The 13,134-nt window shown below is 47.1% G+C and carries 12 protein-coding genes; 6 read left to right on the forward strand and 6 right to left on the reverse strand.

Features of this window, described 5'->3' with window-relative positions:
- Window positions 1–425 precede the first annotated feature (425 nt).
- The 4 genes from ACZ5DR_RS10370 (at window position 426) to ACZ5DR_RS10385 (ending at window position 4,372) form a co-directional block, all read left to right on the forward strand.
- Window positions 426–1,994: an inorganic phosphate transporter gene (locus tag ACZ5DR_RS10370; RefSeq protein ID WP_377369045.1), complete on the forward strand. Its 1,569-nt coding sequence runs from the start codon at window positions 426–428 to the stop codon at window positions 1,992–1,994.
- Between the two features lie 121 nt (window positions 1,995–2,115).
- Window positions 2,116–2,796, forward strand: a complete 681-nt coding sequence (locus tag ACZ5DR_RS10375; protein WP_464543508.1) for a hypothetical protein — start codon at window positions 2,116–2,118, stop codon at window positions 2,794–2,796.
- A 70-nt stretch (window positions 2,797–2,866) separates the two neighbouring features.
- A complete protein-coding gene (locus tag ACZ5DR_RS10380; RefSeq protein ID WP_377369049.1) occupies window positions 2,867–3,655 on the forward strand; it encodes a hypothetical protein in 789 nt (262 codons plus the stop codon).
- Window positions 3,656–3,754: 99 nt separating this feature from the next.
- On the forward strand, window positions 3,755–4,372 hold the full coding sequence (locus tag ACZ5DR_RS10385; protein WP_377369051.1) for a LysE family translocator: 618 nt from the start codon (window positions 3,755–3,757) through the stop codon (window positions 4,370–4,372).
- A gap of 20 nt (window positions 4,373–4,392) precedes the next feature.
- On the opposite strand, the gene ACZ5DR_RS10390 is transcribed toward ACZ5DR_RS10385, so the two are convergent.
- The 3 genes from ACZ5DR_RS10390 to ACZ5DR_RS10400 form a co-directional block, all read right to left on the reverse strand.
- A complete protein-coding gene (locus ACZ5DR_RS10390) occupies window positions 4,393–6,330 on the reverse strand; it encodes a DNA topoisomerase III (protein ID WP_377369053.1) in 1,938 nt (645 codons plus the stop codon).
- Window positions 6,331–6,488: 158 nt separating this feature from the next.
- A complete protein-coding gene (locus tag ACZ5DR_RS10395) occupies window positions 6,489–6,974 on the reverse strand; it encodes a universal stress protein (RefSeq protein WP_377369055.1) in 486 nt (161 codons plus the stop codon).
- A 75-nt stretch (window positions 6,975–7,049) separates the two neighbouring features.
- Window positions 7,050–7,211 (reverse strand): hypothetical protein, encoded by a 162-nt coding sequence (locus ACZ5DR_RS10400; RefSeq protein ID WP_377369057.1) that lies wholly within the window; start codon window positions 7,209–7,211, stop codon window positions 7,050–7,052.
- 149 nt (window positions 7,212–7,360) lie between these two features.
- Between ACZ5DR_RS10400 and ACZ5DR_RS10405 the strand changes: the two genes are divergently transcribed.
- A complete protein-coding gene (locus ACZ5DR_RS10405) occupies window positions 7,361–7,981 on the forward strand; it encodes an FKBP-type peptidyl-prolyl cis-trans isomerase (protein ID WP_377369059.1) in 621 nt (206 codons plus the stop codon).
- Window positions 7,982–8,055: 74 nt separating this feature from the next.
- On the opposite strand, the gene ACZ5DR_RS10410 is transcribed toward ACZ5DR_RS10405, so the two are convergent.
- The 3 genes from ACZ5DR_RS10410 to purB form a co-directional block, all read right to left on the reverse strand.
- A complete protein-coding gene (locus tag ACZ5DR_RS10410) occupies window positions 8,056–8,475 on the reverse strand; it encodes a GNAT family N-acetyltransferase (RefSeq protein ID WP_377369061.1) in 420 nt (139 codons plus the stop codon).
- A gap of 4 nt (window positions 8,476–8,479) precedes the next feature.
- On the reverse strand, window positions 8,480–9,673 hold the full coding sequence (locus ACZ5DR_RS10415; RefSeq protein WP_377369063.1) for a JmjC domain-containing protein: 1,194 nt from the start codon (window positions 9,671–9,673) through the stop codon (window positions 8,480–8,482).
- A gap of 71 nt (window positions 9,674–9,744) precedes the next feature.
- The gene (gene purB / locus ACZ5DR_RS10420) at window positions 9,745–11,118 is read right to left on the reverse strand and encodes an adenylosuccinate lyase (protein WP_377369065.1); all 1,374 of its coding nucleotides are present in this window, start codon (window positions 11,116–11,118) and stop codon (window positions 9,745–9,747) included.
- Between the two features lie 205 nt (window positions 11,119–11,323).
- On the opposite strand from purB, the gene ACZ5DR_RS10425 reads away from it, so the two are divergent.
- On the forward strand, window positions 11,324–12,925 hold the full coding sequence (locus ACZ5DR_RS10425; RefSeq protein ID WP_377369067.1) for a methyl-accepting chemotaxis protein: 1,602 nt from the start codon (window positions 11,324–11,326) through the stop codon (window positions 12,923–12,925).
- The last annotated feature ends 209 nt before the right edge of the window (window positions 12,926–13,134 follow it).

A 13,134-nucleotide genomic window follows, 5' to 3' on the forward strand; every position in this document is an offset into this window, starting at 1 on the left:
TCCTCCACAAGATTACTTTTAGAGTCACTAGGCTTAGTTAAACTCGCTTGCTCAGTCGCGGTTCGACGTAAAAGGTGATTAGCTCAATGGTTGCGGCTCAATCATCAGTTCTAGCATGGGCTATCAGTCACAAACTTTATTCGGTTTTCTCAAAACTGAGAAAATGGCTAATATGAATAGGCTGTAACAATTCTGTCATCTAAATGTCTTATAAATGCCATCAAATTGAAATGTAGCTAAATGAATCGACTTGTAGGGATTCTTTTGCATTTGGGTTTTTATGGAAAAGCTCTCAGTGTAGAATGGCGCTCGTTTCAGTACGATGAACTATTTTTGACGGATTAATGAAATTTCCAGGGGTGCTGATGTCAAGGTCGGATGGCCTGTCAGACTGGTTTTGTTTAATTAATTAAGAAGACTCTTTTATGGATCTTGCAAACTACGGTACAACCGATAAAACCACTCGTGGTGGTGAAATTGTCAAAGTCTTAATCGCACTAGCATTTGTTGTGGTGGTTGGGTTTTACGCGTCTATCCATGGGGATGGCGTCTCGAATGTTTCTATTCTTGTGATCGCAGCGGCGTTTGGTGCTTATATGGCCCTAAACATTGGTGCGAACGATGTAGCGAACAACGTGGGACCTGCAGTGGGTTCTAAAGCGTTATCCATGACCGGTGCGATTTTGATCGCTGCTGTGTTTGAAGCGGGTGGTGCTTTGATTGCTGGGGGAAGTGTTGTCGGTACCATCAAAAAGGGCATCATTAATCCTAATGCAATCGGCGATGCAGAAACCTTTATTTGGGTCATGATGGCAGCTTTGCTGGCGGGTGCTTTATGGTTGAACCTAGCAACTTACCTTGGTGCGCCAGTATCGACTACTCACTCTATTGTAGGGGGAGTTATGGGTGCGGGTATCGCAGCAGGCGGCTGGGATATTGCCAACTGGGATAAAGTCAGTGCTATCGTTGCCAGCTGGGTAATCTCGCCTGTGTTGGGAGGATTGATTGCTGCGTTGTTCCTCATCTATATCAAGCGCTCGATAACCTACAAGAGCGACATGATCCAAGCGGCGAAGAAGGTTGTGCCTTTGTTGGTTGCTATGATGGTGTGGGCATTCTCGACCTACTTGATTTTGAAAGGTCTTAAGAAGCTTTGGAAGCTGGATTTCGTTACCGCTTTGTTAATCGGCTTCGCAATTGCTTTGACGGTTTATTTCCTTGTTCGACCACTGATCGACCGTGCTGCACAAGCTCTTAAAAACGAAAAAGAAGCCGTCAATAATCTATTTACGATTCCTCTGATTGTTTCTGCGGCATTGTTGAGTTTTGCGCATGGTGCTAATGATGTGGCTAACGCGATTGGACCTTTGGCTGCTATTAACGATGCTCTGTTACATGGTGGGGTATCTTCTAAAGCGTCGATTCCTCTTTGGGTGATGTTAGTAGGTGGTATTGGTATCGCTGTTGGCTTGGCCTTGTTCGGACCTAAGCTGATTCGTACCGTTGGATCTGAAATCACTGAGCTAGACAAGACGCGTGCATTCTGTGTGGCCATGGCGGCAGCGATTACAGTAATCATCGCTTCCCAGCTTGGTTTGCCAGTAAGTTCTACGCACATTGCGGTGGGTGGTATCTTCGGTGTGGGCTTCCTACGTGAGTACTTGAAACAGTCTTACGAGAAAAAGCTGAAGAAAATCATCAAGCACTCTGAGCGTGCTGGTTTCAACCTAGATGAAACACAAGCATTCGTTGATCGTTTCAAGAAGGCAGACGTGGAAGAGAAACGTGCCATTCTGCGTGAAATTAAAGAGTTGAGTGCAGCTGCGCCGATTAGTAAAGAAGAGCGTAAGAGCTTGAAAAAAGCGACTAAGCAGGAGCTGGTTAAACGTTCTGCACTGCTTAAAATCGCAGCGGCTTGGGTAATCACTGTACCTGCTTCCGCGATCCTTGCGTCTATGATCTTTTATATGCTTTTAGGCTTCTCAGTCGCATAAATGTCATTGAATTAATGAAAAGCCGCTCAGGTCTCTGGGCGGCTTTTTTTTTATTCTCGTATAATAGTATGCTGAGAAGTCGAAAATTTTAAACGGTGTTCATGTGCCCCATGATTTGATTGTGTCACTGAGTATTATCTTAGTGGTTGTCTTTGTTGCGCTGGTTGTGGCGGTGTCTTTGTTACGCTTTTTTAAATTGCGTCGTGCGCGTCAGCAGCAAGAAATTGAGGCGTTAGTTAAACGATGTCATCGCATTGATCGATTATTAAATATTGTGCCTGATCGTTATCTGCCGTTGATCACTAAAACAGTCTTAATGGAATATATGGTTTCAAGTGTTAGCTTGATTAAGAAACACAGGGAGGAACGAGAGTTGGTGGGGGCTTTGCCTCATTATTTACAGTCTTTATCTGAGTTGAAAGCTGGCCAGCAGGCCACTTTAAAAGACAGAGTTCAGACGTCCCAACAACTTGAGTTGATCCAAAATGCCCTGCAATCATTACCTCTACTGTTACGAGGGCTAGTGGGGAAAAGTGTGCTAGATAAAGCCACTGCCAAAGAGCAGGCAGCTCAAATACGTTTTGGTTACTTTCTGGCGCATCACGATCTATTAGTGCGTGAAGCGCGGCTTGATTTGGATATCGATAAAAAGGCAAGAGCGTTAGAAAAACTTCGCCTTGCTTTGGCAGAAATGGAAAAGGTGGCGGCCTACACCGCATCAGAACCTGTGATAAAACGATTGAATAAGGCGATAAAGCAGGTGGAATCGGAACTATTCGGAAAAAAGGCTAGAGTGGACTAAGTTGTTTTGCTATAAGGAATTATCAATGACATATAAATTTACTAATTAAGATGTATTGGGATCCGAATTAATGACCGCAGTTTTCGTAACATTGTTGTTATTGGTAATTGGCGGTTTTATTGCTTTTGCAATTTATCTTCAATTAAAAGAACAGGCAAGAATAGAGCGCCTGCGCAAAGTTGCGCTCCTCAATAACCAGTTGCGTCAAGAACGTAGGTTTCTAGATGAGCTTCCTGCGCAATACCAGCCAAAAGATATGCGCTTATGGCTGTTCTCAAGGTTGATTGCGACCTCAGATGAGCTGCTGAAGATTCAGCCTGATGATGCCCTGTCTCGCCGTCGCCGTTTTCTGCAAGAGGAAATGGTGCAGTTTCAAGGCAGTAAAGAAAAGCGCCGTGCGAAGCCTGTTATTGACGATGTCCAGATTCTTGAGCTGAAGCGAATGTTTGATTCGTTTGCCTCCTACATAATTAACTGCCGTTCAGATAAAAAGATTGATCCAGACTCGGCTGACCGATTTGAGTCTTTGCTCCACCTTTACAAGTATAAAGTGACTTCTGATTATCACTCATATCTTGCACGACAATTTTTCTTAACTCATAAAATGGATGAAGCCATTGCGGAGTATCGTGAAGCCATTGCTCAGCTGCAACCTATTCACGAGCAAACAGAAGCAGCAGAAACCATTACCAAGTACGAAGAAATCATCCAAGAAATTGAAGATGATCTAGCGTTGCAACAACGGGAGGCGGAAGCAGAACTGGCCAATCAAGAAGATTCTGCAGCGGAAGAAGAGCTAGAAGATGAGTGGCAGAAGTTTATGGATGATGGAGAATTTCAGCGCAAAAAACATTTTTAGAGTCATTGCTGTATCCTTATATTTTCCACTATCTGTACGTTGTTTCCCTGTCCCAATACTGGCATTTTAGCCCTTCTTTTTATTAATTGAGTTTTGGTTATGAGCTTCGGCCTGCTATCTGTTTTTGTACCGACCTTTTTCTTTGTATCGATTACACCGGGTATGTGTATGACCCTTGCCATGACCCTGGGAATGACGATTGGAGTGAAACGTTCCTTGTGGATGATGGTGGGTGAGTTGATTGGCGTCGGGCTGGTAGCCATGTTGACGGCTGTCGGTGTGGCCACCTTGTTGCTGAACTATCCTGCCGCGTTCATGGTGTTTAAATATCTTGGTGGTGTTTACCTAGCGTATTTAGGCGTTCAAATGTGGCGATCTAAAGGCAAAATGGCGATCAAAGCAGAAGGTGACGAGCGCCGTGCCAGTGCTTATGAGCTCGCTTCCCAAGGCTTCGTTACCGCTGTTGCAAATCCAAAGGGCTGGGCGTTTTTTGTGGCCTTGCTGCCTCCATTTTTAAACCCTGATACGCCGCTGTTTCAGCAGCTAGCGAGCTTGATTGCGGTGATCCTCATACTCGAATTCACCTGCTTATTGATCTATGCCACAGGCGGGCGAACGATGCGTTCTGTACTGATGAAAAGTGGTAACGTGCGCATGATGAACCGTATTGCAGGCACACTTATGATCGGTGTTGGCATCTGGTTAGCGCTTGGCTAGAGCTTGGCGCTTGGCTAGCGCTATGACTGTGCTTTAGGGCGGCGTGTTTTACCTGGGCTGGACTTTTTACGAGTGCGTTTAAAGCCGGACTTTGATCCCTTACTACTGGGTTTAGGCAGATTGGCAAAGTTACCCATTTTGCCAGTGCGGGCATGGTCAATTAAATGGCTTAGACCGCCGGTTAATTCATCCATAAAGGTCTGGTAATGCTCGGTATTCTGACTAATACCATTAAGCATAGCTTCCCATTTAGCGGTCATGTCTGGCACGCTGGTGCTTTCAGGAAGGGCTTCTATTAAGGCGCGACCGGTGGCGGTTGCGTGAATCTGCTTCCCTTGCCGCGTTAAAAAACTTCGTTTAAACAGCAACTCTATGATCCCCGCACGAGTTGCTTCTGTGCCAAGTCCATCGGTCTCTTTTAATATTGCTTTGATGCTTTTATCGCTGACAAATCGACTAATGCCTGTCATGGCTGCTAACAGGGTTGCATCGGTAAAGGCGTCTGGTGGCGTAGTGACCTTGTCCAATACTTCACCCTTGTCACAGTGCAGTGTTTGTCCTTTGTTGACCACGGGAAGCAAGGTTTCGTCTTTTTTACTGGCGGGCATTAATGCTTTCCATCCCATTTGCTGAACACTCACTCCTGTCGCTGAGAAGTGTCCTCCCTCTATCTCTAAAATAATCTTGGTCGCTAAATACTCATAGTGAGGCATGAATTGAATCAAATACTGACGTGCCACCAATTCAAAGATTTTCTTCTCATCTTGATTGAGCTTGTCGTAACCGTTTAGCTGTGTGGTTGGGATGATGGCATGGTGAGCGCCCACTTGCTTGTCGTTCCAGGCTTTTGATTTTTGACGGCTGTTGGCTTGAGTCGCCGCTTGCTGATATGGCAACGGTAGGGCTTGGAGCTTACTGACAATGTGTGGTGCTTGAGCAAACTGTTCCGTTGGTAAATAACGGCAATCAGATCTTGGGTAAGTGATCATCTGATGTCGCTCGTACAGTGACTGACAGGTATCTAGTACCTTTTGAGCCGACATGGAGAAGGCTTTGGCGGCATCGATCTGCAAGGCGCTTAGATTGTAAGGCAGTGGCGGTGCTTGTTTTTTTAGGGCGCTCTGATAGTCGCTTACCAGCGCAGGTTTATCGGTAATGCGCTGTGCCACATTCTCTGCAAGAGGGCGGCTGAGCACTCTGCCTTCACTGTCTTGGTAGGGCTGGCAAGCCTCACTGGGGAGCCATTTAGCAGTAAACGGCACAGATGCCCCTTGAATGTGGGCAAGCACTTGGTAATAGGCTGTCGGAACAAAGTTTTCCCGATCTAAATCTCGGCGCACCACGAGCCCCAATACAGGGGTTTGTACTCGGCCAACAGACAATACCCCCTGATAACCCGCTTGGCGGCCTTTTACCGTGTAAGCTCGAGTGAGATTAATGCCATACAGCCAATCTGCTCGAGAACGAGCCAAAGCGGACCGAGACAGGGGGGCAAACTCTTTGTTTGAGCGTAAGGTGTTGAGGGCTTTTTTCACCGCGCTGGTCGTCAAATCGCTTATCAAAAGGCGTTGAGTGGATTCAAGTTTGTACTTGGGCACCTTGGCATAGTGCAACACTTCGTCCACCAGCAATTGGCCTTCTCGATCTGGGTCCCCTGCGTGAACGATCTGAGTGGCCTCTTTAAGAAGCTTTCGCACCACACTGAGTTGTTTTTTTGTCCCTGATTTGGCTTTCCATTGCCATTCGCTGGGGATGATGGGGAGATGGTCTAAATTCCACTGTTTGTAACGATCTGAATAATCTTGCGGCTCCGCTAATTCCAGTAGATGGCCGATGCACCAGGTCACACAGTCACCATTTGGTAGTTGAATATAACCGTCGTGTTTTTTTTGCGGGGTAGGAAGTCCGGCAGCAATAGCACGAGCCAAACTGGGCTTTTCAGCGATGTATAAAATCATAAACAGCGAGCAAGATGGATACCGATAAAGTTATGGTTATTTATACAGTAATTGTGGTGTTTGTGTCTAATTTAAGAGCGCAGTATTGGGGAGTAAGATTGAAAAATAAGAACGCCCAAGCGAGTAGTGGCTACTTGCTCGGGCTGGGTTGTTTGAGGTTATTTCAATATTGGAACAACTAATACCGGGATTCGGCTGTGGTGAACAACTTTGTTCGCAGTGGAGCCGATGACCATTTGACCAATTTTGCTGTGGGTGCGGCTGTTCATTACGATCATGTCGGCACCGACTTTTTCCGCTGTTTTTTCAATCGCTTCCGCAGGGATCCCACTGACAACTTCCAGTTGCGGTTCGCTGCCTAGGTCACGCATGTCCTCTGGGTGTGACTGGGTGAACTCCTCTAGAAAAGCTTTCATTCGCTCACGAATAGAGTGGATTGCTTCTTCGCGCATGGTCTTCACTGTCTGCTCAGACATGTAGTTGTAGATCATATTAGAAGCTTGCGCGCTGATGGGCTCCAGAGCGTGCATGATGATCACTTTTGCTTGGTTAGCGATGGCTAGGTTCATCACCATTTCCATGGCCTGAGTTGTTTTGGGCTCTAGGTCACAGGCGTATAAGATGGTTTCAATTTTAGGTAGCATCGTGAATCTCCTTTCGGGCTTGCTATAGGTTTGACTCTAGTCCTTTTTGAATAAAACGAGCTGACCTATATCAAGCTACTGACTCGAGAGATAAGAATTCTGAATGTTTATGGCCTCATGTTGACTGGAGACAAAGCCAAACGCTGTGACGCATAAAATCACGGTGACAAATGCAAGGGTCGGCCACTTTGATGTGGATACAGGTTTGTTGGTTGGGCGAGTGAAAATCTTAGACATAATCAAAGCCTCCTATCGTTTATTTGGTTTAAATGATAATCAATATCATTTATTGAGTCTATAGTTTTGTTTTAATTGCATTGGTCGGCATAGGGGGTTGGATGTGATATTCTGTGCGCCTATTTTTAACGACACAAAGAGATTGAACTATGTCTGAATTGTCCTTCGCGACGAATGAAGCAAAAATTGCTTACGGTATCGGTCGTCAGATCGGTGATCAACTACGTGGCAGCGATCTAGGTGAGCTGTCTCTAGACCACCTTTTCGCAGCGATCAAAGATGCTCTAAATGAGCAGCCAATGGCGGTTCCAGCAGCTGAGTTGGAAGCAGCATTCGCAGAGCTTCAAGAAAAAATGGAAGCGAAATCTAAAGCTGCAGCAGCAGAAACAGTTGCCGCTGGCGAAGCTTTCCTAGCCGAAAACAAAGCTCGTGAAGGCGTTCAAGTGACTGAGTCTGGTCTTCAGTATGAAGTTTTGGAAGAAGGTACAGGCAACCAGCCAGTAGCGTCTTCTACTGTACGTGTTCATTACGAAGGTCGTCTAGTAGACGGTCAAGTATTTGACAGCTCTATTCAACGTGGCGAGCCAATTGAATTCCCTCTATCTGGCGTTATCGCTGGTTGGACTGAAGGTGTTCAATTGATGAAAGAAGGCGCGAAATACCGCTTTGCAATCCCTGCAGAGCTTGCTTACGGTGCACAAGGTGCAGGCGCTTTGATTCAGCCTCACTCTGTATTGGTATTTGATGTGGAACTTATTGCGATCCTATAATCGCTTTATGTGAAACGAAAAAAGGAGCCTGTGGGCTCCTTTTTTGTGTCGGTAACTTATGGTCTAGAAATGAATTAGACTTTGCGTGTCATTTTGATGTGAGGTTTGCCTGCCTCCATAAAGATCAGGCCATCACTCTCGAATCCGTGGGCGTGATAGAAGGGCTGAACATCTACCATGGCGTGTAAGAAGACTTCGTCTAAAGACAGTTCCCGGGCCACTTGGATAGCTTTGCGCAGCAGTAATTTACCGTAGCCTTGCTGGCGGTAGCTTGGCAGGACGGCAAGGCGACCGATTTGCCCGTCTTCAGTAAGTCGACAAACCCCCACCGGCACCGCTGTGGTACCAAAGGCCACGAAGTGGGTGGCGACGGCATCTTGATCGTCCCATTCGTCTTGCTCATCGATACCGTGTTCGATGACAAATACTTGGTGGCGTACAAAGGTCAGCTGGTCACGGCTGCTTTGCCAGTCCGATGTCAACACACTCATCATAATGTTAGTCCTCGTCTTCGTGTGGGAGCGCAACAACCGCCTGGTGTTGTAACAAGAAGTTAAACAGCAAAGGTAAGTCTGGATGCTGGTCGAGTTTTAAACCACTAAAGTCAAATTCTTCCTGATCGCAAATGGCTTCTACAAAGTCTACCAGCTCACTGGCGACAGGAATTTGTTGGCCATTGCAAAATACTAGGCAAGTGCCTTTTTCAACCTGATTATAGTAACAAATACGGGCATCTCCCGGACGGATAAAGGTATCCCCAGAGAGTGCTTGCTCAAGTGTTTCTGCCAGCTCTTCTTGATTTAGCTGAACCGCATACTCAGGGTATTTAGATTCACTCATGGTTTCGCCCAACCAGCTGGCAAGTTGTGTTGGGGAGTCAATTAGCTCAATAAGCTTTTGGCGAAGATGGTCAATGTCGCTGGTTTGAATCTGCGCGTGATGATCTCTTTCTAAGGGTTCAGGTGCTGCAAAGCGGTTTTTCTCGTTGACCTCTTCGCAGAGCTTATCGGTGAGACCTTGTAGAGCTGCTTGTGCGGATGGGGCACGAAAGCCTACGGAGAAGGTCATGCATTCGTTATCAAGGGCGCGACCATTGTGCGCGAAATTAGGCGGTAGGTACAAGATATCCCCCGCCTCCAGTTCATAATCTTGCAGAGGGTCTACGGGGAAATTATCCAAGATATGGAGCTGTACCCCTGTTAATGATGAATCCTGATATTGCTCTGGGGACAGCACTTGCCAACGGCGCTTACCCGCCATTTGTACGAGGAACACATCGTATTGATCATAATGGGGGCCCACGCTGCCGCCTTCGGTGGCATAGCTCACCATGATGTCGTCTACGCGCCAGCTAGGTAGGAAGTTGAAGCGTTCTCTTAGGGCTTGAGCCTCGGGAACCCAATGGTCCACTGCTTGCACTAGCAGGGTCCATTCTTGTTCTGGCAAAGACGCAAAGGTGTCTTCAGAGAAGGGGCCTTGAAGCAGTTCCCACGGAGTGCTGCCTTGCTCTATGACAATACGCGACTCCACTTCTTCTTCCATGGCCAAACCGGCCAATTCATCGGCGGTGATAGGGAGCTCAATGTCGCTGGCTCCGCCGCGAATGAGCAGGGGCTTTTTTTGCCAATACTCTTGGTAAAAGGTTTTGGCGCTCATGCCGCCAAGGATGGAAAGTGGCGTATCGATATTCATAGTTCTTCTCATCAAAAAAAAGAGCCGTTATAAAACGGCTCTTTGTATAAGAAACAAGGTTGCTTATTGGGTTAGCCGCGGATCGCTTTTGCTTGAGCGACAGCGTTACCAATGTAGTTTGAAGGAGTCAGGGCTTTCAACTCTTCTTTAGCTTGCTCAGGAAGTTCAAGCTTATCAACAAACTCTTGCATGATTTCTTGGTTGATCGTGCGACCACGAGTAAGCTCTTTTAGCTTCTCGTATGGCGCTTCGATGCCGTAACGACGCATAACGGTCTGAATTGGCTCAGCAAGCACTTCCCAAGAGCTGTTAAGATCTTCGTCTAGGCGAACAGCATTGATTTCTAGTTTGCTAATACCTTTTAGAGAGGCTTGGTAAGCGATCAGGCTGTGTGCAAGACCTACACCTAGATTACGTAGAACCGTAGAGTCGGTTAGGTCACGCTGCCAGCGAGAGATTGGCAATTTAGCGCTTAGGTGACCCATGATGGCGTTGGCGATGCCCAAGTTACCTTCAGAGTTTTCGAAGTCGATTGGGTTAACCTTGTGGGGCATCGTAGAAGAGCCGATTTCACCCGCAATGGTTTTTTGCTTGAAGTAACCAAGGGAGATGTAACCCCAAACGTCACGGTCGAAGTCGATCAAGATAGTGTTGAAACGGCAAATCGCATCGTACAACTCAGCGATGTAATCGTGTGGCTCGATTTGAGTTGTGTATGGGTTGAAGGTTAGACCCAAAGAGGTCACGAATTTTTCAGCGTGAGCTTGCCAATCCACTTGTGGGTACGCAGAAAGGTGAGCATTGTAGTTGCCCACAGCGCCGTTGATTTTGCCTAGGAATTCAACCGCTTCTACTTGTTTGATTTGGCGTGCAAGACGTGCTGCAACGTTCGCCATTTCTTTACCTACCGTACTTGGCGACGCTGTTTGGCCATGAGTACGAGATAAAATAGATTGCTCTGCATGTTCGATCGCCAATTCTTCGATGGCAGCCAATACGGCTTTCATCTCAGGCACAATGGCTTCAGCCAAAGCTTCGTTCAGCATCAAGGCGTGAGAAAGGTTGTTGATGTCCTCAGACGTACACGCAAAGTGTACGAATTCAGAAACCGCTGCCAGCTCAGCGTTGTCGGCAATTTTACCTTTAATGAAGTACTCAACCGCTTTTACATCGTGGTTGGTGGTTTTTTCGATGTCTTTGATCGCTTGAGCATCGGCTTCAGAGAAGTTCGCTGCCAAGTCGTCAAGAATCGCATTTGCGTCAGCACTCAGTGCTGGTACTTCGATAATTTCAGGGTGCGCTGCAAGCGCTTGAAGCCAACGTACTTCCACGATAACGCGCATACGTAGTAAGCCGTACTCACTAACAGAGCGGCGTAGCGCATTTGTCTTAGAGCCGTAACGACCGTCGATCGGGGAAATCGCATTTAAGCTGGTTAATTGCATTGAGTAAACGCCTCGAACATGGTTTTTCAGGGAGCGCACATTATAGGGGAAAGGGCGCATGATCGCCATGCCGGAGATGCTTCGTTGGCTAAAAAGTGAATAATTCCACACTGACAAAAGTCTACACGATTAAGTCTGTCATAACTGTTTGATATTACTTACTATCGTGTTCAGCCAAATAATAGAAAAATTAACGGAGCAATTCATGACGATCAGCAGACTTTTTTCGGTAGGCATTCTGGTTGCGGTCATCGCATTGGTGGGGCTTTTTAGTATCAGCACCTATGGCCTGAAACAGAACGAACAAGCCATCGAAATGGAAGTGCGTTTGGCAAATGCCATGGGGGTCATGAAAGATGCCCGTTATTACACTGTGCAAGTGCAGCAATTCCTAACGGATATGGGGGCGACCCGAGATGACGATGCGTTAGGAGAAGCCCAGTCCAGTCTAGCAGGCGCTAAAGCGAGCCTAGATGAGTTGGCCGTGATTCTACCTGAATACCGCAAAGATGTTGCCGCCCTTAAAGGCTCGGTCGATGCCCTGTATAACACTGGCTATAAGATGGCTATGGCCTATATCAATCAGGGTACAGAGGCAGGAAATAGCTTGATGAAAGGTGCTGGTGGTTTGGATGAATCTTCAGCAAATTTGTCTGATGCCCTAGAAAAGGTGGCCAGTCAAATCTCGGGACGACTGGAAGTGAGCTCTGACAAGTCAGTGGCCTATATTGCTAAAGCGGAGGCTTTGTCTTTAGCGAGTAGTTTGATTTCGGCCATTTTAATCATAGGGGTGATCTTACTGCTGCGTCACAAAACGCTTCCTGACCTACGTAAACTGGAAGCGTCTTTGCATGATATTGCCGCTGGAGCCCGTGATCTGACCGTTCGTCTTGATGACAAAGGCAACGACGAATTGGCGGATGTGGCAAAGAACTTTAACCACTTTATTGGCAATCTGAATGAGCTGATCCGAACGATTCAGGTGCAAGCCACGTCTATGTCGACGGTTGGTGAACAGATGAAAGAGGCTTCAGAGCGCACTCGTTCAGGTATGGAAGAGTTGCAAAACGAAACCCAAGGTATTGCCAGTGCCGTCGATGAGATGCAAGGCACCATCCGCTACGTGGCGGAAGGCGCTGACGAAACAGCAAAGGTTGCTAAGGAGTCAGATCAATATGCCAAAGAAGTGGAAGTGATTGTTGAGGATAACGCTCGATCTATTGGCAACTTAGCCAACGGCGTGGAGCGTGCTGCGGCCGCATTGCAAGAGCTGGAAGCGAAAACCGCCAGCGTAGGTTCCATCTTAGATGTGATTCGTGACATTGCCGATCAAACTAACTTGCTAGCATTGAACGCCGCTATTGAGGCTGCTCGGGCGGGCGAGCAAGGACGTGGTTTTGCAGTGGTCGCCGACGAAGTGCGCACTCTGGCGCAACGAACTCAAGAGTCGACGGAACAAATCCAAGACATGATTACCCAGTTACAGAGTGGTGCCCACAGTGCCGTAATGGTTATGGGTGAGAGTAAGCAACAAGCTGAGGAAACAGTGGTGAAATCTCAAGCGGCTACGGAAGCCCTTTCGAAGGTGTCTCTAGCCATTGGCGGTATGTCTGCCAAAGCCACCGAAATCGCCACCGCGATGGAACAACAGGCCGCTGTAGCGGAGAACATTGACCAGCGAATTCGCTTGATCCGTGATGAGGCCATAGCCACGTCAGCCAACGCCGAACAGTCGAATCAAGCCAGCTTGGAAGTAGGTGATAAGGCTCAGGGTCTAAGCACCTTGGTGTCTAGTTACCGCGTATAAGATTAAAATCTAATCCGCAATTTTAATGGGAGCCTTGGGCTCCCATTTTTGTATTTATTAATAATTCGTTTGCGGCAGATCCCATGTGTCGCAAACGAAGTCGGTTTTGGTAATTCCGAAGTCGTTTCCAGCCTCTTATCGTTCTTTCCTAAAACATACACTGAGTCAATCAAAGAGGACTTTCCTCTTTCTTGCCTGATTCAACTTGT

The organism is Marinomonas vaga, from assembly GCF_055388305.1.